Annotated in this window: 22 protein-coding genes; 14 read left to right on the plus strand and 8 right to left on the minus strand. The window is 56.3% G+C overall.

All coding sequences use genetic code 11. The features are described from left to right. Positions 1–2: 2 nt before the first annotated feature. From JKP81_RS16090 to hycI, 4 genes are read left to right on the plus strand one after another with little or no spacing between them, the layout of a single operon-like run. Entirely contained in the window at positions 3–545 is a 543-nt protein-coding gene (locus JKP81_RS16090; RefSeq protein WP_200552514.1) for a formate hydrogenlyase complex iron-sulfur subunit, read from the plus strand. Next, on the plus strand, positions 545–1,309 hold the full coding sequence (locus tag JKP81_RS16095) for an NADH-quinone oxidoreductase subunit B family protein (protein ID WP_017459275.1): 765 nt from the start codon (positions 545–547) through the stop codon (positions 1,307–1,309). Before JKP81_RS16090 ends, JKP81_RS16095 begins: the two co-directional genes overlap by 1 nt. Further along, on the plus strand, positions 1,309–1,719 hold the full coding sequence (locus JKP81_RS16100) for a formate hydrogenlyase maturation HycH family protein (protein ID WP_200552515.1): 411 nt from the start codon (positions 1,309–1,311) through the stop codon (positions 1,717–1,719). The genes JKP81_RS16095 and JKP81_RS16100 overlap by 1 nt, the downstream gene beginning before the upstream one ends. Next, complete coding sequence (hycI, locus tag JKP81_RS16105) at positions 1,712–2,167, plus strand: hydrogenase maturation peptidase HycI (protein WP_017459277.1); 456 nt, start codon at positions 1,712–1,714, stop codon at positions 2,165–2,167. Before JKP81_RS16100 ends, hycI begins: the two co-directional genes overlap by 8 nt. A gap of 36 nt (positions 2,168–2,203) precedes the next feature. Here hycI and JKP81_RS16110 read toward each other — a convergent pair whose 3' ends face one another. Both JKP81_RS16110 and JKP81_RS16115 read right to left on the minus strand, forming a co-directional pair. Next, entirely contained in the window at positions 2,204–3,160 is a 957-nt protein-coding gene (locus JKP81_RS16110) for a sensor domain-containing diguanylate cyclase (RefSeq protein ID WP_200552516.1), read from the minus strand. A gap of 50 nt (positions 3,161–3,210) precedes the next feature. Continuing rightward, the gene (locus tag JKP81_RS16115) at positions 3,211–4,131 is read right to left on the minus strand and encodes a LysR family transcriptional regulator (protein ID WP_200552517.1); all 921 of its coding nucleotides are present in this window, start codon (positions 4,129–4,131) and stop codon (positions 3,211–3,213) included. Positions 4,132–4,228: 97 nt separating this feature from the next. Between JKP81_RS16115 and JKP81_RS16120 the strand changes: the two genes are divergently transcribed. Continuing rightward, complete coding sequence (locus JKP81_RS16120; protein WP_200552518.1) at positions 4,229–5,092, plus strand: aldo/keto reductase family oxidoreductase; 864 nt, start codon at positions 4,229–4,231, stop codon at positions 5,090–5,092. Positions 5,093–5,108: 16 nt separating this feature from the next. Here the strand turns inward: JKP81_RS16120 and JKP81_RS16125 are convergent, their stop codons facing one another. Continuing rightward, entirely contained in the window at positions 5,109–6,116 is a 1,008-nt protein-coding gene (locus tag JKP81_RS16125) for a LacI family DNA-binding transcriptional regulator (RefSeq protein ID WP_200552519.1), read from the minus strand. Positions 6,117–6,155: 39 nt separating this feature from the next. After that, positions 6,156–8,015, minus strand: coding sequence for a beta-glucoside-specific PTS transporter subunit IIABC (locus JKP81_RS16130; RefSeq protein WP_200552520.1), 1,860 nt, complete (start codon positions 8,013–8,015; stop codon positions 6,156–6,158). A gap of 231 nt (positions 8,016–8,246) precedes the next feature. Here JKP81_RS16130 and JKP81_RS16135 point away from each other — a divergent pair, with 231 nt between their 5' ends. From JKP81_RS16135 to JKP81_RS16165, 7 genes are all read left to right on the plus strand, one after another. Beyond that, a complete protein-coding gene (locus JKP81_RS16135) occupies positions 8,247–8,561 on the plus strand; it encodes an antibiotic biosynthesis monooxygenase (protein ID WP_200552521.1) in 315 nt (104 codons plus the stop codon). Position 8,562: 1 nt separating this feature from the next. Next, the gene (locus JKP81_RS16140; RefSeq protein ID WP_200552522.1) at positions 8,563–8,955 is read left to right on the plus strand and encodes an amino acid-binding protein; all 393 of its coding nucleotides are present in this window, start codon (positions 8,563–8,565) and stop codon (positions 8,953–8,955) included. Beyond that, positions 8,952–9,659 (plus strand): helix-turn-helix transcriptional regulator, encoded by a 708-nt coding sequence (locus JKP81_RS16145; RefSeq protein ID WP_200552591.1) that lies wholly within the window; start codon positions 8,952–8,954, stop codon positions 9,657–9,659. Before JKP81_RS16140 ends, JKP81_RS16145 begins: the two co-directional genes overlap by 4 nt. Positions 9,660–9,765: 106 nt before the next feature. After that, on the plus strand, positions 9,766–10,128 hold the full coding sequence (locus JKP81_RS16150) for a type II toxin-antitoxin system RelE/ParE family toxin (protein ID WP_200552523.1): 363 nt from the start codon (positions 9,766–9,768) through the stop codon (positions 10,126–10,128). Then, positions 10,116–10,415: a helix-turn-helix domain-containing protein gene (locus JKP81_RS16155; protein ID WP_017459287.1), complete on the plus strand. Its 300-nt coding sequence runs from the start codon at positions 10,116–10,118 to the stop codon at positions 10,413–10,415. The genes JKP81_RS16150 and JKP81_RS16155 overlap by 13 nt, the downstream gene beginning before the upstream one ends. Positions 10,416–10,662: 247 nt before the next feature. Next, positions 10,663–11,430, plus strand: a complete 768-nt coding sequence (locus tag JKP81_RS16160) for an isocitrate lyase/phosphoenolpyruvate mutase family protein (protein ID WP_200552524.1) — start codon at positions 10,663–10,665, stop codon at positions 11,428–11,430. Further along, entirely contained in the window at positions 11,414–12,466 is a 1,053-nt protein-coding gene (locus JKP81_RS16165) for a bifunctional transcriptional activator/DNA repair enzyme AdaA (RefSeq protein WP_200552525.1), read from the plus strand. The genes JKP81_RS16160 and JKP81_RS16165 overlap by 17 nt, the downstream gene beginning before the upstream one ends. A 75-nt stretch (positions 12,467–12,541) precedes the next feature. Here JKP81_RS16165 and JKP81_RS16170 read toward each other — a convergent pair whose 3' ends face one another. The 4 genes from JKP81_RS16170 to ascF all read right to left on the minus strand — a co-directional run bounded on the left by JKP81_RS16170 (position 12,542) and on the right by ascF (position 18,392). Beyond that, on the minus strand, positions 12,542–14,371 hold the full coding sequence (locus JKP81_RS16170) for a glycoside hydrolase family 15 protein (RefSeq protein ID WP_200552526.1): 1,830 nt from the start codon (positions 14,369–14,371) through the stop codon (positions 12,542–12,544). Positions 14,372–14,441: 70 nt separating this feature from the next. After that, positions 14,442–15,335: an SDR family oxidoreductase gene (locus JKP81_RS16175; RefSeq protein ID WP_200552527.1), complete on the minus strand. Its 894-nt coding sequence runs from the start codon at positions 15,333–15,335 to the stop codon at positions 14,442–14,444. A 168-nt stretch (positions 15,336–15,503) separates the two neighbouring features. Next, positions 15,504–16,928 carry a 6-phospho-beta-glucosidase gene (locus tag JKP81_RS16180; protein WP_200552528.1) on the minus strand — a complete coding sequence of 475 codons (1,425 nt, stop codon included), beginning with the start codon at positions 16,926–16,928 and terminating at the stop codon, positions 15,504–15,506. A gap of 21 nt (positions 16,929–16,949) precedes the next feature. After that, positions 16,950–18,392: a PTS cellobiose/arbutin/salicin transporter subunit IIBC gene (gene ascF / locus JKP81_RS16185; RefSeq protein ID WP_200552529.1), complete on the minus strand. Its 1,443-nt coding sequence runs from the start codon at positions 18,390–18,392 to the stop codon at positions 16,950–16,952. A gap of 264 nt (positions 18,393–18,656) precedes the next feature. Here ascF and JKP81_RS16190 point away from each other — a divergent pair, with 264 nt between their 5' ends. Continuing rightward, on the plus strand, positions 18,657–19,670 hold the full coding sequence (locus JKP81_RS16190) for a LacI family DNA-binding transcriptional regulator (protein WP_200552530.1): 1,014 nt from the start codon (positions 18,657–18,659) through the stop codon (positions 19,668–19,670). A 136-nt stretch (positions 19,671–19,806) separates the two neighbouring features. After that, positions 19,807–20,352 (plus strand): electron transport protein HydN, encoded by a 546-nt coding sequence (gene hydN, locus JKP81_RS16195; RefSeq protein ID WP_020454941.1) that lies wholly within the window; start codon positions 19,807–19,809, stop codon positions 20,350–20,352. Positions 20,353–20,373: the final 21 nt, after the last annotated feature.

Below are 20,373 nucleotides of genomic sequence, written 5' to 3' on the forward strand. Positions count from 1 at the left end.
CGATGTTTACCTTTATCAAAAAAGTGATCAAAACCGGTACGGCAACCAGCGATTACCCGCTGTCGCCGATGCCGGTCGACAAAAACTTTCGCGGCAAACCGCAGCACAACCCGCAGCAGTGCATTGGCTGTGCGGCGTGCGTCAATGCCTGCCCGTCGAATGCGCTGTCGGTGGAGACCGATCTGGCCACCGGTGAGCTGGCGTGGCAGTTCAACCTGGGGCGCTGCATTTTTTGCGCCCGTTGCGAAGAAGTGTGCCCGACGGCGGCTATCACGCTTTCGCAGGAGTATGAGCTGGCGGTGTGGAACAAAGCCGATTTCCTGCAACAGTCGCGCTTTGAACTGTGCCAGTGCCGCGAATGCACCCGACCATTCGCGGTGCAAAAAGAGATCGACTACGCCATCGCGCTGCTGGCGCATAACGGCGATAGCCGGGCAGAGCTGCACCGCGAAAGTTTTGAAACCTGCCCGGAGTGTAAGCGCCAGAAATGCCTGGTGCCGTCCGATCGCATTGAATTGACCCGCCATATGAGAGAGGCCAGCTAATGAGCCAGCTGTTAGGTCCGCGCGATGCGGACGGTATTCCGGTACCGATGACGGTGGAGGAGTCCATCGCCAGCATGAAAGCCTCGCTGCTGAATAAGATCAAACGCTCCGCCTATGTCTACCGCGTGGATTGCGGCGGTTGCAACGGCTGCGAAATTGAGATTTTTGCCACACTATCGCCGCTGTTCGACGCTGAACGCTTCGGTATCAAAGTTGTTCCGTCGCCGCGCCATGCCGACATTCTGCTGTTCACCGGCGCGGTAACCCGCGCGATGCGGTCGCCTGCGCTGCGAGCCTGGCAATCTGCGCCGGATCCCAAAATCTGTATCTCCTACGGCGCGTGCGGCAACAGCGGTGGTATCTTCCACGACCTGTACTGCGTGTGGGGCGGCACCGACAAAATTGTGCCGGTGGATGTCTATATTCCCGGCTGCCCGCCAACGCCCGCGGCCACGTTGTATGGTTTCGCCATGGCGCTGGGGCTGCTGGAGCAGAAAATCCACGCTCGCCTGCCTGGTGAGCAGGACGACCAGCCGGCTGAGATTTTGCACCCGGCGATGGTGCAACCCCTGCGCGTGAAAGTGGATCGCACCGCGCGTCGGCTGGCGGGTTACCGCTATGGCCGCCAGATTGCCGATGACTATTTGCGTTTGCGCAGTGTCGGCGAACATGAAGTGGTGAACTGGCTGGCGCAGGAGAACGATCCGCGCCTGACCGAGATTGTCAGCCATCTGAACCAGGTGGTGCAGGAGGCGAAAATCTGATGGGCGAATCGGTGGTCTTTAGCCAGTTGCGGCGTAAATTTATCGACGAGAACGACGCGACGCCCGCACAGGCGCAGCAAGTGGTTTATTACAGCCTGGCTATCGGCCACCATTTGGGGGTGATCGACTGCCTGGAAACGGCGCTCTCCTGCCCGTGGGAGGATTACCTGGCGTGGATCGCCACGCTGGAGGCGGGCAGCGAAGCGCGGCGCAAAATGGAAGGCGTGCCGCGCTACGGCGAAATTGTTATCGACAGCACGCATGTGATGCTGCTGGCAAACGCCTTTGATCGGGCGCAGGCGCGGCAAAATGCCCAGCAGCTTGCCTGGAGCAAAGCGCTGCTGTCGATGCTGCATGATATCCATCAGGAAAGCGCCATCTATTTAATGGTGAGGAGATTACGTGACTGACGTATTGCTGTGCGTGGGCAACAGTATGATGGGCGACGATGGCGCTGGCCCGTTGCTGGCGCAAATGTGCGCCGAAAACCCGCAAGGTAACTGGCAGGTGATTGACGGTGGCAGCGCGCCGGAAAACGATGTGGTGGCGATTCGCGAACTGAAACCCTCGCGGTTGCTGATTGTCGATGCGACCGATATGGGGCTCAACCCCGGCGATATCCGCGTGGTGGACCCGGACGACATTGCCGAAATGTTCCTGATGACCACCCACAATATGCCGCTCAACTACCTGATTGATCAGTTGAAAGAGGATATCGGCGAGGTGATTTTTCTTGGCATTCAGCCGGATATTGTCGGGTTTTATTACCCGATGACGCCGCCGGTAAAAGCCGCGGTGGAATGTATCTACCAGCGGCTGGCGGGCTGGGAAGGTAACGGCGGGTTCGACAATCTGTAAACGGTGCGCCGGTTGTCCGGCGCAGTTATTTAACGACTAACGACGACGCTTTTCCGCGTACATCACTTTGTCGCAGTCTTCCAGCATATCGCGCAGCGTGGCGTATCGACTGCCGCCGTTTTCGATAATGCCGTGCGAATAGTTGATGTGGTAATTCTTACCGGACAGATGATCGATGGCGTCCATCCGCGATTGCAGATCGAACAAAAACGCATCCACGTCGTTCACGGCGAGATTTCCCAGCAGCACCGCAAATTCCCCGCCGCCAAGACGCGCGGCGATATCCTGCTCTTTAATACATTTTGTCAGGTTGCTGGCGAAGATTTTTACCACCTCATCGCCCTCTTTGCTGCCCAGCAACTCATTGATGGCTTTCAGATTATCAATGCTGAAATAGAGCAGACTGAAGGGTTTTTTATGCTCTTTTAGCCACGCAAAGCGCTTCTCACCGGTGCGGTAAAAACCGCGATTGTTTGGCATCCCGGTCAGGCTGTCGGTCATCGCCATGCTGAGGATCAAAAACTCATCTTCCACGATGGCGGCGAAGTCGAGCAGGGTGTTGATTTCCGCACTGGAAAACGGGCGTGGATAGGTGTCGATAATACAAATTGTCCCGGCAATCGCACCGTCTGGCAGGCGCACCGGGCAGCCAGCGTAAAAGCGCACCCAGGGCTCACCAACGACAAACGGGTTATCGGCAAAACGCGGATCGGCGAGGGTATCTTTCACAATAAAAGTCCCCTCTTCAAGAATGGCGTGTGCGCAAAAGGAGAGATTGCGCGGTGTTTCGTGAGTATCGACACCGCTGCGCGACAGTAACCACTGGCGATCGCGATCAAGCAGGCTGATGACCGCGATCGGTACGTCAAAAGTGGTCTTCGCAGTACGGGTTAACCGGTCAAAGCGCTCATCATCCTTTTTATCAAGCAAATCCATCATATATAGCGACTTCAGCCGCTCGATTTCATTGACTGGCATGGCCGGAAAGATCATAGCTCACCCTCGCTCTGTTCTGTTTCCTCAAGTGTAGACAGTTCTTCTAATCATTGCGTTATATATCCGTAACTTGCCTGTGCGCGCACAAAATCGATAAACGCCTGTAAAGGCGCAGGAATTAGCCGCCGGGAGTTGTAATAGAGATACGGGCCGTTAAACGACAGCCACCAGGGTTCCAGCACCGGAATTAGCTCGCCGCGTTCAATCGGCAAGCGCAGCCACTCTTCAAACAGATAAATAATGCCGCTTCCGGCAATAGCGGCTTGCACGGCCAGATCCATTGCCGCGCCGACGCTAACCACTAAAGCGCCATTGACCTGCACGCGCAACGCTTCGCCGTCGCGCTCGAACTCCCACTCCGGCATCACGCCGCTGGCGTAGCGGCCGCGAATGCAATTGTGGGCAATCAGATCGCGTGGATGTTGCGGTATGCCATGTTGTTGCAGGTAACGGGGCGAGGCGGCGGCGACAAAACGCTGGCGACGCGGGCCGATGGGCAGCGCGACCATATCCTGCTCCAGACATTCGTCATAGCGGATACCGGCATCACAGCTATCGCGAAAGACATCCTGCACGTTACTTTCGGCAACGATTTCCAGCTGGATATCCGGATAGTGCGCCAGAAAGGCGGGTACGATGGCGGGCAGCACCAGCCGGGCGGCGCTGACCGGTACGTTCAGGCGCAGCGTACCGCTGGGTGTTGAGCGGTAACGGTTAATGGCGTCGAGCGCAGCGTCCACTTCGCTCATCGCTGGTTGCAGCCGCTCCATCAGCGCTTTACCCGCATCGGTTAGCGCCACGGTGCGGGTGGTGCGGTTAAACAGGCGCACGCCGAGCTGCTGTTCAGCGCGGCGCACCGCATCACTCAGGCGGGAGGGGTTAGTGCCGGTGACGCGTGCGGCTTCGCGAAAGCCTCCGGCGTTGGCGACCGCCACAATGGCGTTCAGCAGGGCGAAGTCCAGCTTCATTGTTCGGTTAACCGTACAGTGTGTATGAATTTCAGCGGATTGTTGCACAGCAACGATGCTCCTACAATCTGTTTACTTAATGCACAGGAGGTACTCCATGTCTCAACCCTCACTTACCTTTCGTCTGGGCGATCGCCAGGTTGGTCGCCTGGGTTACGGTGCCATGCAACTGGCGGGTCCCGGCGTGTTCGGCCCACCCGCTGATGAAGCGAAAGCGTTGCAGGTGCTACGCGATGTGATTGCCGCAGGCGTGAACCATATCGACACCAGCGATTTTTACGGCCCGCATGTCACCAATAAATTGATTAAGCAGGCACTGCATCCGTACCCGGATGATTTGTGCATTGTCACCAAAGTCGGCGCGCGCCGTGATGATAAAGCCAACTGGCTGCCCGCATTCAGCGCTGAAGAGTTAACGCAAGCCGTTGAAGATAACCTGCGAAATCTCGGCCTTGAGGCGATGGAAGTGGTGAACCTGCGCGCAATGTTCGGCGTGCATGGGCCGGAAGAGGGGCCGCTTGAAGCGCCGCTGGAGGCTCTGATTAAGCTGAAAGAGCGCGGGCTGATTCGCCATATTGGTCTGAGCAACGTGACGGCGAAACAGGTGGCGGATGCGCAGAAAATGACGCCGATTGTCTGTGTGCAGAACCTCTATAACGTGGCGAACCGTCATGACGACGCGCTGATTGATTCGTTGAATGCGCAGGGGATCGCCTTTGTGCCGTTCTTCCCGCTCGGCGGCTTTACGCCGTTGCAGTCAGGCGAGTTGAATGAGGTCGCGCAGGCGCTTGGTGCCACGCCGATGCAGGTGGCACTGGCCTGGCTGTTGCAGCGTTCGCCGAATATCCTGCTGATCCCTGGTACGTCGTCACCGAAACATTTACAGGAAAATCTCGCCAGCGCGCAACTCACCTTGCCGCCGGATGCACTGGCGAAACTCGACGCTATCGCGCAGGCGTAATCAGAAACTGCCCGGTTTACCGGGCAGTAGTTTTAGGCGCAATCACCGACTCACGGCACACCAGTTCGCCCCGATGGGCGCAAATGGCGGCAGCTTCTGGCATCAGAACCATTTCAATGGCGTTACGGATCATCTCCTCCATCGGCACATGGATGGTGGTCAGTGACGGATTGTAATATTTGCCGATAACCGAATCGTCAAACCCGGCCAGCGACACATCCTGCGGCAGCCGCAAACCCGCTTCATAACAGGCTTTCGCCACGCCAATCGCCATATCATCGTTTCCGGCCAGCACGCAGGTAAACGGCACATTGCGCGCCAGCAGTTCGCGCCCCGCCTCATAACCGCTGTCGGTGCTCCAGCTACCACGCACCAGCAGTTGCGGGTCGGGTTCGATCCCGGCGTTGCGCAGTGCTTTACGATAACCGGCTAAACGGCTCTCGCCGGTGGGGGACGCATCGGAACCGGCAACAAATGCAATACGGGTATGCCCTTGCGCCAGCAGGTATTCCATCATTGTTTCACAGCTTTGCTGGTGATCGACAAACACGCACTGGTTGCGGTGGCGGGTAAGCTCCCGGTTGATCACCACGATCGGTGTCGGGTTGCGTTCGATGATCTCATCGAGTTCGGCAACCGACAGATATTTGGGATAGATCATGATCGCTTCGCAGCGCAGCGACAGCAGCAGATCGATGGCATCGCGCTCTTCCTGCGCGCTGTGTTTACCGTCCGCCAGCACCAGTTGGCGGCTGTGTAGCTCGCTGTTGGTTGCCGCGTGGTAAATCATGCTGGAGAAAAACGGGCCGTTATACAGCCCGTTGGTGATGACCAGCCCGACAGAGTTGGTTTTATTGTTGGCAAGATTGCGCGCCAGCTGATTGGGGCGATAACCCGTTTCGGCAATCGCCTGCATAATGCGGGCTTTGACTTCCTCACGGACAAATACTTTGCCGTTTAGCGCACGCGATACTGTCGCTTTGGAGACGCCGGCCAGCCTGGCGACATCCAGTATCGTTACCATCGTTCAACCTCACTGTTGTTATTATTGCGGCGGTTAATTTCAGGCCAGCGACATCAGCGGTACTCCTGCGCTGACCGCGCCCTGCGACTGATGGCGAGTGAGCGTAAACTCCTCGCTGTTGACCACCAGTACCGGCGTGGTCAAGTCGTAACCTGCCTGCTCAATGTGTTCTTTATCAAAGGCCAGCAGCGGTGTTCCGGCGCTAACCCGGTCACCCTCTTTGACCAGTGGCGTAAAATATTGCCCCTGAAGATTAACGGTGTTAAGCCCAACGTGAATCAGCAATTCCGCGCCATTATCACATATCAGGCCAATGGCGTGATGAGAGTCGATCAATGTTGCGACCTGTGCATCACAAGGGGCGACAACTTTACCTTCGTGCGGGATGATGGCGATGCCATCGCCCAGCACTTTTCCGGCAAAGGCTTCATCCGCGACGCTTTCCAGCGCAATAATTTCACCTTTGATGGGGCTAAACATTTGCAGGGAACCGACAGTCAGCGCCGCGCTTTTCTCATCAGAAACCGCTGCTTCAACCGGATCGTCAAACCCGACAAATTGCACCATCACAATGGTCAGCACAATTGCGGTGCCCGCGCCCACCAGCTCGCCAATAAATGACATTGGCGCATCCGGGCTAATCGCGTTGACCAGCGTGAACAGCCCCGGCAACGCGGCATAAGCATAGTAGAGACTGCCAAACAGGCTGGCGACAACTGCACCAATCGCGCCGCCAATACAGCCGCAGATAAACGGTTTTTTAAAGCGCAGCGTCACGCCATAAATCGCCGGTTCGGTAATGCCGAAAATCGCCGTCACGCCCGCCGACAGCGAAGTTGCCTTCAGTTGCTTGTTGCGGCTTTTGATAAACACGCCGAATACCGCCGCCATCTGACCAATTACCGCAATGGTTTGATACGCCTGGAAAGAGTCATAGCCCTGAGTATCGAAGTTGGCCATGATCACCGGCGTAATGCCCCAGTGCACGCCAAAAATCACAATCACCTGCCAGACACCGCCGATAATCGCCGCCGCCAGCGCCGGTGCGGCGTGGAACAGCGTGTTATAACCGTGCGCGACGCCCAGTGCCGCCCAACTGGTGATCGGGCCAATCACAATCAGCGTCAGCGGCACAATGACTACGAAGCAGAGCAGCGGGGTAAACAACGGGCTCACCACTTCAGGCAGCCATTTTTCAACGCGGCGTTCAAACCACGACAGCGCCCAGACGAGGAACAACGGTGGCAGCACCGAGGAGGTGTAAACCGTTTCCGCCAGCGGGAAAAAGAGGAATTTCACTTCACTGCCGCTGGCGATTTTCCCGGCCATCGCCGTCCACTCCGGGTTGATTAACGCGCAGCAACAGAGCACGGCGATAAAAGGGTTACATTTAAAATGGCGAGCAGCAGTGATGGCGATAAACACCGGCAGGAAAGCAAACGGCGTCCATGACATGAAGTTCAGTACGGCAAAGGTGCCGGAAGTTTTGATCTGCGCATCAACAAGGCCGAGCAGGATCAGTATGCCTTGTAAGATCCCGGCGGCGGCAAGAATGTAGACAATCGGCGCGAACACTGCCGACATGGTGGCGATCACCGCATCCAGCCAGCGGGTTTTTGGCTGTGCCGCGTTGCCGTCTTTCTCTTTCACCATGCCGCTCAACGCATTAAACACATCGGCGACATGGGTGCCAATCACTACCTGAAATTGTCCGCCGCTTTCCACCACCGCAATCACGCCGGGCAGGCTTTGGATGTTGGATTTCGCTGTGTCAGGCGTTTGATTCAGTACCAGGCGCAGACGCGTGGCACAGCGGGAGAAGGTACTGATGTTCTCTTCACCGCCGACCTCGCGGAGGATATCACTCGCTAACTTATTGTAATCCCTGATAACGGCCATTTTTATTTACCTTTTATTATCGGAAACTGAGTCTGTGTAACTGCGTGAAACCGGTTTCATGCTAACCTGGTCAACTTCACCCGCAACCGGTTTCATGGAGATCTGCGAGCCAAATCACTTCTCGGTTTGTATCAGGGAGAGGAAATCGACAGCCATATTTCGTTAGGGGACGAAGCGTGGCCCCCGCGTCTGCGCAACACTAGCGGCTCATTATTCATGAGGAGCCATTTTATGATCGCCGTACTTTTTGAAGCCGATATCGCCGCAGGCAAGCAGGCGCGTTACCTGCAATTAGCTGCAGAACTCAAGCCGGTACTGGCAGATATCGACGGGTTTATCGCTATCGAACGCTTTCAGAGCTTAAGCCGCGAGGGGAAGATTTTGTCATTGTCATGGTGGCGCGATGAAGCATCAGTGCACGCCTGGAAAAGCAACGTTTTGCATCAGGCAGCGCAGCGCGAAGGGCGGGACGCTATTTTTTCGTCCTACCGCATCCGTGTTGCCACGGTTTTTCGCGACTACGCATCAACCCCGGAGAAGCCATAATATGTACGATATTCACGTTATCCTGAATAATGCGCCGGGCGAACTGGCACAGCTTGGCGAAACGCTCGGTAAAAATGGCGTCGGGCTGGAAGGGGGTGGTGTGTTTACCGCAGGCGATCGCTGCCATGCGCACTTTCTGGTGGCTGACGGCGAGCGCGCCCGGCAAGTGTTAACCGCTACCGGTTTATGTGTGCATGCCGTGACGCCGCCGGTTATTCGCAAACTCAAGCAGGAGCGTCCTGGTGAGTTAGGCGAAATTGCCCGCACGATCGCGCAACATAATATCAATATCCTTGTGCAATACAGCGATCATGACAACCGGTTGATCCTGCTCACCGATAACGATCCGCTGGCGCGCGAGGTAACACAACGATGGGACGTACAACCGCTATGACCGGTAATGAGCTACGCAAAACGCAGGAACAACCGCATCTGCTGGAGGAGACGCTCTCTGGCCTTGCCAGCGCGATGGCGGAGCCTTCCCGGGCGAAAATGCTCTGCGCGCTGATGGACGGGCGGGCGTGGACCGCGACCGAGTTGAGTGCGGTGGTAGATATTGCCGCGTCAACCGCCAGCGCGCATCTGGCAAAACTGCTCGCCAGCGGGCTGCTGGTCTGCGTTTCACAGGGGCGGCACCGCTACTACCGGCTGGCAGGCAGCGATGTCGCCGCGCTGCTGGAAACGATGATGAGCGTATCCATGCGCGGTGCGCAGGCGCCTGTCACCCGCACGCCGATGGCGCTGCGTCAGGCGCGTACTTGTTATGATCATCTTGCCGGTGAAATAGCCGTTGGCGTGTATGCGTTTATGCAGCGCGAAGGCTGGATCGCTGATGATGGCAGCGCGGTAACGGATGCAGGCAAACGGAGCCTTGAGAAGATCGGTGTCACCCTCGATCCGCGCACCCGGCGCAAACCCTGTAGCGCCTGTCTGGACTGGAGCGAACGGCGCTTTCACCTCGGCGGTGACGCAGGCGCGGCGCTGCTGATTGCTTTCGAGCAACAGGGCTGGTTGCGCAGAACCCCGGGTTATCGCGAAGTCACGGTAACGGAAGAGGGGAAAACCGCGTTTTTTCGGGTGTTTGGTGTTAAAGGGTGAAAAGAAAATTGTCGACACGCCTTCAGGAATGGCTAAACATTTGTTGATTACATAGCTTTCAGGCTATAGTTTCCGTTCATAGCAAAAAAGCTATGAGGGAACGGCAATGTGGCAAGTGATTACGACGGAGCGTTTTGACGTGTGGTTTAGCATCCAGCCAGAACTGTTGCAGGATGAGATTTTAGCGGTTTTCAGGATCCTCAGTGAATTTGGCCCGCAGCTTGGGCGTCCTTATGTCGATACTATAAAAGGATCAACCTATAGCAATATGAAAGAGTTGAGGATCCAGTATGCAGGTTCTCCCGTACGCGCCTTTTTTGCGTTCGATTCTACGCGGCGGGCTATTGTATTGTGCGCCGCAGATAAAACAGGCGTTAACGAGAAACGGTTTTATAAAGAGATGATAAAAATTGCCGACGCAGAGTTCAGAAATCATATGCGAAATAAGGAGTTAACGTGGCAACCTTAGACGAACTTTTAGCGAAACGCAGCCCTGAAAGCCAGGCGCGAATTGAAGAGCGTGTTGATGAGCTGCGCCGCAACATTGTATTGAGCCAGCTACGTGAAGAATTGAATATCTCCCAGACCGAGCTTGCCGGAGTCATGGGCGTCAAACAGCCGACACTGGCGAAAATAGAGCAGCCTGGCAACGATCCCCGTCTCTCTACTCTCAAGCGTTATGTCTCTGCGTTAGGTGGCGAGTTAAGCATTGATATCACATTGCCGACAGGCAAACGCGTTGCATTTCATATCTGATATTGATGCTAAAAGCCGTGAATACGCCGCCGGAGGGCGCCTTATCCGGCCTACATATCGTTCCATTGATTTTATGGAAAATTCGCTCTCTGCTTGAGGCAATGATCTTCGCTCCGGATCGGGCAAATTGATTACCAGCAGTGAAACGTCTCCTGCCCGATATATAAAAATGGTCGTCCGATTTTCGGTTGTGAGGAGTAGACGGCAAACGCCACACTAACTCCACTTAACAGCCCTGGAGACGACCATGGATTTCACCGCTTTTCATCAGCAAACCACACCATTACTGATCGCCAATGTCTGGGACGCAGCCAGCGCGCAGGCGGCAGAGCAGGCCGGGTATCAAGCGATGGGCACGTCCAGTGCCGCCATTGCCGCGATGCTCGGTTATGACGATGGTGAACGAATGCCATTTGCTGAACTGCTGTTTATGGTGAAGCGCATTCGTGCCGCCTGTGACCTGCCGCTCAGCGTGGATATGGAAGCCGGTTACGGCCAAACCGCGCAAGCCATTGCCGGTAACCTGCAACAACTTATAAAGCTCGGCGTGGTGGGCATCAATCTGGAAGATAGCCGCGTGGTCAATGGCAAACGGCAACTGGTTGATGCCACACACTTCGCCCGCCAGTTACGGGAAATCCGCACGCAATTGCCGTGTCCGTTGTTCGTGAATATCCGTACCGACACCTTCTTGCTGAACGTCGAAAATGCGCTGGCGGAGACGCTGTATCGCGGGCAGTTATATGCTCAACACGGCGCGGACGGTCTGTTTGTGCCCTGCGTGATGCAAAACGCGGATATTGCCGCCATTGCGCAACAGATTCCTTTGCCGCTCAATGTAATGGGCGTACCGGGGCTGGTGGGGTTCGCCGAACTGGCTGCGCTCGGCGTGCGCCGTATTTCGATGGGCAATGCTGTTCATGCCGCGTTACAAACGCCGCTGAAAAACATACTGTTGAGCGTGCAGACACAGCAATCTTTTGAGGGCGTTTTCCACCATGCAAATCACGGATAAAGCGCAGTGCGACACCTGGTATCAGGCGCTGCTCGATCGCGCTTCTGAATACACCGGCCTCTTTTTTGTCGGCGTCAAAACCACCGGGGTTTTTTGTATTTCCGTTTGCCGTGCGCGTAAACCGAAGCGGGAAAATGTGGTGTTTTTCCGCGAAATGAAATCAGCACTGGATGCCGGTTTCCGCCCGTGCAAAGTGTGTCGACCAACGGAAAATGCCTGTTCGGCACCGGCCTTTATCGAGCAGGCATTAGCGCTGGTTCGCGCCAATCCGAAAATGCGTATCAGCGATACGCTGCTGCGTGAGCAGGGCATCAGCCCGGAGCGCGTGCGACGTTGGTTTTTGCAGCAACATGGCATCACATTCCAGGCTTTTCAGCGCATGTCGCGGGTAAATGTCGCACTTCAGGAGTTGAAAGGTGGACGCAGCGCCACCGATGTTGCCTTTGACAGCGGTTATGAGTCGCTCAGCGGCTTTGGTTATACCTGTAAAAAACTCACTGGCGCGGCACCGAGCATCGGGCTGCAGGTGATCATGATCCACCGTTTCACCACACCGATTGGCCCGATGTTTGTCTGCGCCACGGAACAGGGCGTTTGCCTGCTGGAGTTTGTTGACCGGCGCATGCTGGAGACCGAATTCAGCGACTTACAGCGCTTGTTGAAAGCGCGCATTATCGCCGGGGAAAACGCGCACACCCGACAGGCGGAAAAAGAGATCGGCGAGTATTTCGCAGGCGAACGCCAGCAGTTTTCGCTGACGCTGGAGCTGCCCGGCAGCCCGTTTCAGCGCCGTGTCTGGCAGGGCTTACAAACGGTGCCGTACGGCCAGACCACGCATTATCAGGCGCTGGCGGAATGCCTTGCACAACCCACCGCGGTACGTGCCGTCGCGGCGGCCAATGGCGCGAACCGGGTAGCGATTGTCATTCCCTGCCACCGCATCATCGGTAAAGATGGCACCATGACCGGCTACGGCGGCGGTATCGCGCGCAAAGCGTGGTTGATAGCCCATGAGAAAAACCACCTTATACGGTAGCGGCGTTTACCTCTTTGGCAGAAAAACCTGCGGTTGCGGGCTTAAGATCGCGCGCGCGTTTGTGCTCATACCGGTTCATGGTGTGGATGATGTGCCGTGATCGGTAATCGCCTGCGCGGCGCAAATCAGCGCCAGGTGGCTTAAACCCTGCGGCAGGTTGCCGCTCCACTTGCCGGTGCGAACATCGAACATCTCATTAAAGGTTTCGACATTGCCTTTATCGCAAAGCGCGCTGAGGATCGCCTCCATTGCCGCTTCGGCTTTGGTTATCTCGCCCATTGCTGCCCAGGCTGCCGCCAGCCAGAACGAACAGGCGACAAAGGTGTTCTCTTCCTGTTCGACGCCGCTGTAGCGGTAGACCAGTGCGCCGCCGTGACCCAGCTCTGTTTCAATGGCCCGGTAAGTGGCAAGCATGCGCTGAGGGTTAACGTGTTGACCATAGCGATAAACCAGCGCCAGAGAGGCATCAAGCCTTTCTTCGCTATCGGGGTAAAAAAGATAAGCCTGTTTGCGCTCTGACCAGCAATGGGTTTCGATCCAGTCGCGGATGCGATCCCGCTCTCGCTCCCAGCGCCCGACCCACGTCGGCTCGATGTATTTCTCTTTCGCCATCAGCACGGCCATATCCAGCGCCAGCCAGCACGCCATCTTGGAGTGGGTATAATGTTGCAGTTCGTGCAGTTCCCAAATCCCGCAATCCTTTTGCCGCCAGTGATCGGCGCAGCAGTTTGCCAGCTCACCCAGTAACCGCGAGGTGGTGAGATCCAGCACGTGGCCTGCCTTTACGAACAGCTCCGCCGTTGCCAGCATGTCGCCGTACATGCTGAGTTGTAACTGGTCGCGGGCGTTGTTACCTATTCGCACCGGTTTTGAATTCTTGTAGCCCCGCAGCGCCGGATATGTTTCGCAGGGCACTTCGTCCCCTTCGAGGGTGTAACACGCCTGCAGCCTGACACCGTGGCGGATAATGGTTTTTGAAAGCCAGGAGAAAGCGGCTTTGCACTCTTCCAGCGCGCCCAAAAAGGCAAAGGCTTTAATGATCAGGCAGGCATCGCGGATCCACGCGTAGCGATAATCGTAGTTTTTCTCACCGCCAACGCCCTCAGGAATGGAGGTTGTCGCCGCCGCCGCAAGCGCGCCGGTGGGCGAGTACCAGAGAAATTTCAGCGCCAGCGCGGAACGCCCGACATGTTCTGCGTAGCGTCCTGCATAGCTCAGGCTTTTACTCCAGTCGCACCAGGCGGCATGGCTGGTTTCAATACGCGCGTCGATTGCCTCGAGGCTCGGTACTGCCAGCGGCTCTTTCTCGGTTACCAACAAGGCGACTAACCGTCGCTGGCCTGCCGAAACAGTGATGTGACCATTAACCTGCTCATCGTCAGCATCGGTGATGTTGACCTCTTCGCTGGTGCGCAGCATCGCCATTAAATCGGCGATATGGTAGACGTTGCCGTGCGCTGTTTTGTTCATCCACGGCGAACAGGTTTCTGCCCGTGTGCCGAAACGGACTTTCAACGTTAAGACCACCTCGCCTTCCAGACCGTCAATCCGGCGCGCCAGCTCGCTCCACGGTAAACGTCCGGCGAGCGTACTGTTAATGGATTCGGTGAGTAACACTTTGCCGCTGGCGGTGGTGAATGTGGTTTCCAGCACATTGCTGTCCTGCCTGTAGCACCGCGTCACGGTGTAAGGTTGCTGCGGCGCTAACTGAAAAAAACCGCCAATCTCCGGATCGAGCAGGCGATCAAACAGCGGCGGGGAATCCAGGTTCGGCGCGCACCGCCAGTCGATTGATCCGTCGGGGGCGATAAGTGCGACCGAGCGCCCTTCGCCAATCGCGGCGTAATCGCCGGGTTCGGCAAAGCCATCCTCCCGTACAGGAGAGTGAAAAATTGTGTTCTTCACGGTGTTGCGATCCTTACCAGAAATGGCCGCCAGACGGCGGCCATATAAAGAGTGGAAGCGGGAGTGAGAATTACAGCGTGCCGGTACCCCCGTCAGAACACCAAACCTGCCCGGAGGTGTAGCTGCTTTCCGCCGAGGCCATGGTGACATACAGCGGGGCAATTTCTACGGGCTGACCAGGGCGGCCCAGCGGTGCGCTGGCCCCGAACTGCTGCACTTTTTCCTGTGGCTGACCGCCGCTGGACTGCAGCGGTGTCCAGTACGGGCCAGGAGCCACTGCATTGACGCGGATGCCTTTTTCACCAAGCTGCTGCGCCAGCGATTTGGTGAATGCCACAATCGCCGCTTTGGTCTGCGCGTAATCCAGCAGAATGGGGCTTGGCTGGTACGCCTGCACCGAAGAGGTGTTGATAATGCTGGCACCAGGCGGCAGATGTTCGACTGCGGCTTTGGTTATCCAGAACATCGCATAGACGTTGGTTTTAAAGGTGGCGTCAAAATCTTCGGTCGAAAGGGTCAAAATCGACTCGTTAAACTGCTGGCGACCGGAGTTATTAACCAGAATATCCAGCCCGCCGAGTTTGGCGACCGCCTCTTTAACCAGCGTCTGGCAAAACGCTTCCGAGCGAATATCACCCGGAATGGCGATGGCTTTTCGCCCTTCGGCTTCAATCAGTTTAATCACTTCGGTGGCGTCGGATTCCTCTTCCGGCAGGTAGTTGATCGCCACATCCGCGCCTTCGCGGGCATAGGCGATGGCAACCGCCCGGCCAATCCCGGAGTCTCCGCCGGTAATCAGCGCTTTACGGCCCGTTAAACGCCCGGAGCCCCGGTAGCTGGTTTCACCGTGATCCGGCACAGGTTTCATTTTGCTGGCAAGACCCGGTGCGGGCTGCGGTTGTTCGACAAACGGAGGAGTAGGGTAGTGCGGTGCTAGCGTGGTTTTTGGGCTTTGCTCTGCCATGCTTTCTCCTTCAGACGTTGTTATACACGTCATTAAGCCTGGCATAGATGTGAGCGTTGTCACGCTATCAAGCGGCAAACCGCCATTGAGAATAGTCTGTAAACAGCGGGAAAAAAGAGGGGCAACGACGAAATGTGTTTGTGTTGCCCCTCTTGTATAGCGCGGGGTTTAGTCGAGATCGGCCCCGTTGCTGGCGATCACTTTCTTGTACCACCAGAACGATTTTTTACGGCTGCGTGCCAGCGTACCGTTCCCGGCATCATCGCGGTCAACATAGACAAAGCCGTAGCGTTTGCTCATCTCGCCGGTTGATGCAGCCACCAGATCGATACAGCCCCAACTGGTGTAACCGATAACCGGAATACCGTCTTCAATGGCGTCGCCCATCGCACGGATATGCTCGCGCAGATAGCTGATGCGGTAATCATCTTCCACTTCGCCGTTGGCGTTCAGCTCATCTTTCGCGCCCAGACCGTTTTCCACCAGGAACAGCGGTTTCTGGTAGCGGTCGTACATCATGTTCATGGTGATGCGCAGACCCAGCGGATCGATGCCCCAGCCCCATTCGCTGACCTCAATGTGCGGGTTGCGCAAGGATTTCACGATGTTGGCGGCGCTGGTGTTGTTGGCGTTCATATCCGCCGACGCACAGCGTGAGGCGTAATAACTGAAGGAGACAAAATCGACGGTGTTCTTCAGGATTTCGTCGTCACCCGATTCTTTCACAATGGTGACGCCTTTTTCGCGGAATACGCGCGCGGAATAGGCCGGATAGCTGCCGCGCGCCTGCACATCGATAAAGAACAGGTTTTCGCGATCTTTTTCCAGCGCCGTCCACACATCAGCGGGTTTGCAGGAGTAGGGGTAGAAATTCCCGCCCGCCAGCATACAGCCTACCTGGTTTTGCGGGTTCACTTCATGGGCGATTTTCGTTGCCAGCGCGCTGGCAATCAGCTCATGGTGCGCCGCCTGGTATTTCACCTGATCCTGATTTTCACCCTCTTCGAACACCAGCCCCGCGCCGGAGAACGGGCTGTGCAACATGATGTTGATCTCATTGAAGGTCAGCCAGTATTTCACCAGCCCGTTAAATTCTTCAAAACAGGTGCGCGCATAACGGGTGAAAAACTCCACCATTTTGCGGTTACGCCATGAGCCATATTGAATGACCAGATGCATCGGCACATCGAAGTGGCACAGCGTGACCAGCGGTTCGATATTGTACTTTTTGCACTCTTCAAACACCGCGCGGTAGAAGGCGATCCCTTCCGGGTTCGGCGTCAGCTCATCGCCTTTCGGATACAGGCGGCTCCAGGCAATCGAGGTACGAAACACCGAAAAACCCATCTCCGCCATCAGCGCGATATCTTCTTTGTAGCGATGATAAAAATCGATCGCCTCGTGGCTTGGGTAGAATTCGTCATCACGTAGCGTAAAGCGTTTTTCCTGGCCCAGTTTCACTGGCAGACGGTTTGCGCCGTGCGGGATCATATCTACGGTGGTCAGCCCTTTGCCGCCCTCCAGATAACCCCCTTCCGACTGGTTGGCGGCAAGCGCGCCGCCCCATAAAAATCCTTGCGGAAATACTGACATGCGTTACCTCGCTTTCTTAAATCAGGCTCGTGCTTCTTTTACAGTGGCCGGCCCGGCCGCTTGCGGTTTGTGCTCTGTTTCCACGGGAATATCTTCAAACCCGAGCAGCAGCGTCAATACAAAAGACAACACTACCGCCAGCGCCATCACGCCGAATACCCAGACAATGGACATCGGGTTAGCCGGATCGAAGAACTGCACGCTGGTAAATAACCCCGGTGCCGCCATCGAGTGGCTGGCCAGCCCGGCGATACCGGCGACCGCGCCGCAGACAAAACCGCTAATTAAACTCGCAATCAGCGGGCGTTTCAGGCGCACCGCCACACCGTAGAGCGCCGGTTCAGAGATACCGGCCAGAATCGCGGAAGCTGCTGCCGCCATCGCGGTCTGGCGCAGTTCCGGGTTTTTGGTTTTCCATGCCACCGCCAGCGAAGAACCGCCGAGCGACAGGTTGGCGCCGATTTCTGACGGCATGACCATGCCCTCTTTGCCGGTTTCCGCGATGGTTTGAATAATGGTTGGGGTAAACACACGGTGCATACCGGTCATTACCAGCAGCGGCCACAGAGCACCCATAATGGCGACGGAAAGCCAGCCGAGATAGCCGTGAATGGTGTAGACCAGCGCGGAAATCGCGCTACCGATCCAGATACCGAGCGGGCCAATCAGCACAATCGCCAGCGGTGCGGCAATCAGCACGATCAACATCGGTTTTAAGAAGTTTTTCGTCACCGCCGGTGTAATACGATCCACCCAGCGTTCGATATACGACAGGCACCAGGTCATCACCAGCGCCGGGATCACCGTATAGGTGTATTTCACCGCCGTCACCGGGATCAGCGCGAACTCAACGTGCTCGCCCTGCGCGGCTTTCGCCATTAGATCGACAAAGCTCGGATGCACCAGCACCCCGGCGATGGCGATCGCCAGCGACATATTGGTTTTGAATTTCACCGCCGCAGAGGCCGCCACCATCAATGGCAGGAAGAAGAATGCGCCGTCGCCAATCACCGTCAAAATCGTCAGCGTGGAAGAACCTTTTGGCAGCACGCCGGACATCTCCAGCACCATCGCCAGCAGTTTCACCATCGACCCGCCGATAATGGCCGGGATCAGCGGCGACATGGTGCCGATCAACGCATCCAGAATGCCCGCGCCGATGCGGCGCAACGTCAGTTTTTGCTTCGTCTGTACTTCAACCGGCTGCATATTTTGCGGCAGCAGGCTGACCACTTCGCGAAACGCCTGGGAAACGGTGTTGCCGATGATCACCTGGCACTGATTGTCGTTGCGTACCACACCCATTACACCGCTGACGCTTTTAAGCGTTGGTGCGTCGATACGGGTTTCGTCTTTCACTACAAAACGCAGGCGTGTCATGCAGTGCGTGACGGCGGCGATGTTCTCGGCTCCGCCCAATGCGCCCACCACCGAGTGGGCCAGCGCGGCATAATTTTTTGCCATCAGATTTTATCCTGTTTTATCAATAAGGTACTGTTTCACCGCCACGCTCTGGCGGCCATGAAACATGAAATAGGTAACCGGTTCCACAAAATCATGATGAGTTTCATTGTGTGAAACAATATGTAAAAAGCGGTTATTTTTATAATCGTGATGATGATCACTTAATGTCATGCGTATGAAATGTTCATCTGTCGGGGTTAAGTGTTCCCATCATCGCAACGCCTGAAGTACACTTCGGGTCACGATTTTTGAGGGGTAGGATCGATGGCGACAATGCAGGAAGTAGCAAAGCGGGCCGGCGTGTCGAAAGCCACCGTTTCCCGCGTGCTGACAGGCAAAGGGTATGTCGGCGAAGAGACGAAAGCGCGCGTTTTTCAGGCCATTACCGAAAGTGGTTATCGCCCGAATTTGCTGGCGCGCAGCCTGGCTTCCAGCAAAACCCAGACCTTAGGGCTGGTGGTCACCAACACCCTCTACCACGGTGTTTACTTTAGCGAACTGCTTTCTCACGCCGCGCGCATGACTGAAGATAAAGGCCGCCGATTGCTGCTGGCAGACGGCAAACACAGCGCCGAAGAGGAGCGCCAGGCGATCCAGTACCTGCTCGATTTGCGCTGCGACGCGATCATTATTTACCCGCGCTTTCTTAGCGTCGATGAACTCGATGAGATTATCGATAACCACTCGCAGCCCATCGTGGTGCTCAACCGCCGGTTGCGTAAACACGCCAGCCACTGCGTTTATTCTGATCAGAAAGCCTCCAGCCTGAGCGTGGTGTCGCGGCTTATCTCCCGCGGTCACCGTGATATTGCGTTTATTACCGGTTCGCTGGATTCGCCCACCGGTATTGAACGTTTATCGGGCTATAAAGACGCGCTGGCGCAGCACGGGATTGATGTGCGTAATGAGTTGATAGTCGAAGGGAAATGGACGCCAGCCAGCGGTGCGCAGGGCGTGGCGGAGCTGCTTTCCCGCAAGGCGACGTTTACCGCGCTGGTGGCGAGCAATGACGATATGGCCATCGGCGCAATTAAGCAGCTGCATGAATGCCAGCTCGCGGTACCCCGGCAGGTGTCGGTGGTGGGGTTTGATGATATCGCCATTGCGCCATTTACCGTGCCGGCGCTCTCCAGCGTGAAAATTCCGGTCACGGAGATGATCAAAGAGACGATTAACCGCCTGATCTTTATGCTTGATGGCGGCGATTTTCACTACCAGCAAACCTTTCCCGGCGAGCTTATCACTCGCGATTCCATCATTAACGGCCCGCACGCCTGATCTCGTCAGCTGTCATCGTCACTTCTGTCGATGACAGCCCACTGTTTTTATAAAATTCATTTAATTACAATTAATTATAATTCTGGCACGCTTTGTGAATACTCCGGCGGGATATCGCCTTTTACCGGAGGAATTCATGAACCGATTTATTATGGCTGACGCTGCAAAATGCATCGGCTGTCGCACCTGTGAGGTCGCCTGCGTGGTGTCTCATCAGGAAAACCAGGATTGCGCGGCGCTCACCCCTGAGACGTTTCTGCCGCGTATTCATGTCATCAAGGGTGTCAATGTGTCGACGGCGACATTGTGCCGTCAGTGCGAAGACGCGCCCTGCGCGAATGTCTGCCCGAACGGCGCCATCAGCCGCGACGAAGGGTTTGTGCATGTGATGCAGGAGCGCTGCATTGGCTGCAAAACCTGCGTAGTCGCGTGCCCGTACGGCGCGATGGAAGTGGTAGTGCGCCCGGTTATTCGCCACAGCGGCGCAGGCCTGAATGTGCGCGCGGAGAAAGCTGAAGCCAACAAATGCGATTTGTGCCACCACCGCGAAAGCGGCCCCGCTTGTATGCAGGCCTGCCCGACCAACGCGCTGGTGTGTGTCGATCGCAACTTACTGGAACAGATGAGCGCGGAAAAACGTCGTCGCGCCGCGCTGGATGGCGCCGTTTCCCTGGTGTTCTAAACAATCTGAATTTCACTTTTA

The organism is Kosakonia sp. LAM2021 (genome assembly GCF_016620385.1).
GTDB classification, from domain to species: domain Bacteria; phylum Pseudomonadota; class Gammaproteobacteria; order Enterobacterales; family Enterobacteriaceae; genus Kosakonia; species Kosakonia sacchari.

What these genes read in the sequence shown, in the direction of transcription:
- JKP81_RS16090 (WP_200552514.1), top strand. Translation starts at nt 3, where the DNA reads ATGTTTACCTTTATCAAAAAAGTGATCAAAACCGGTACGGCAACCAGC.
- JKP81_RS16095 (WP_017459275.1), top strand. Translation starts at nt 545, where the DNA reads ATGAGCCAGCTGTTAGGTCCGCGCGATGCGGACGGTATTCCGGTACCG.
- JKP81_RS16100 (WP_200552515.1), top strand. Translation starts at nt 1,309, where the DNA reads ATGGGCGAATCGGTGGTCTTTAGCCAGTTGCGGCGTAAATTTATCGAC.
- JKP81_RS16110 (WP_200552516.1), bottom strand. Translation starts at nt 3,160, where the DNA reads ATGATCTTTCCGGCCATGCCAGTCAATGAAATCGAGCGGCTGAAGTCG.
- JKP81_RS16115 (WP_200552517.1), bottom strand. Translation starts at nt 4,131, where the DNA reads ATGAAGCTGGACTTCGCCCTGCTGAACGCCATTGTGGCGGTCGCCAAC.
- JKP81_RS16120 (WP_200552518.1), top strand. Translation starts at nt 4,229, where the DNA reads ATGTCTCAACCCTCACTTACCTTTCGTCTGGGCGATCGCCAGGTTGGT.
- JKP81_RS16125 (WP_200552519.1), bottom strand. Translation starts at nt 6,116, where the DNA reads ATGGTAACGATACTGGATGTCGCCAGGCTGGCCGGCGTCTCCAAAGCG.
- JKP81_RS16130 (WP_200552520.1), bottom strand. Translation starts at nt 8,015, where the DNA reads ATGGCCGTTATCAGGGATTACAATAAGTTAGCGAGTGATATCCTCCGC.
- JKP81_RS16135 (WP_200552521.1), top strand. Translation starts at nt 8,247, where the DNA reads ATGATCGCCGTACTTTTTGAAGCCGATATCGCCGCAGGCAAGCAGGCG.
- JKP81_RS16140 (WP_200552522.1), top strand. Translation starts at nt 8,563, where the DNA reads ATGTACGATATTCACGTTATCCTGAATAATGCGCCGGGCGAACTGGCA.
- JKP81_RS16145 (WP_200552591.1), top strand. Translation starts at nt 8,952, where the DNA reads ATGACCGGTAATGAGCTACGCAAAACGCAGGAACAACCGCATCTGCTG.
- JKP81_RS16150 (WP_200552523.1), top strand. Translation starts at nt 9,766, where the DNA reads ATGTGGCAAGTGATTACGACGGAGCGTTTTGACGTGTGGTTTAGCATC.
- JKP81_RS16160 (WP_200552524.1), top strand. Translation starts at nt 10,663, where the DNA reads ATGGATTTCACCGCTTTTCATCAGCAAACCACACCATTACTGATCGCC.
- JKP81_RS16165 (WP_200552525.1), top strand. Translation starts at nt 11,414, where the DNA reads ATGCAAATCACGGATAAAGCGCAGTGCGACACCTGGTATCAGGCGCTG.
- JKP81_RS16175 (WP_200552527.1), bottom strand. Translation starts at nt 15,335, where the DNA reads ATGGCAGAGCAAAGCCCAAAAACCACGCTAGCACCGCACTACCCTACT.
- JKP81_RS16180 (WP_200552528.1), bottom strand. Translation starts at nt 16,928, where the DNA reads ATGTCAGTATTTCCGCAAGGATTTTTATGGGGCGGCGCGCTTGCCGCC.
- ascF (WP_200552529.1), bottom strand. Translation starts at nt 18,392, where the DNA reads ATGGCAAAAAATTATGCCGCGCTGGCCCACTCGGTGGTGGGCGCATTG.
- JKP81_RS16190 (WP_200552530.1), top strand. Translation starts at nt 18,657, where the DNA reads ATGGCGACAATGCAGGAAGTAGCAAAGCGGGCCGGCGTGTCGAAAGCC.
- hydN (WP_020454941.1), top strand. Translation starts at nt 19,807, where the DNA reads ATGAACCGATTTATTATGGCTGACGCTGCAAAATGCATCGGCTGTCGC.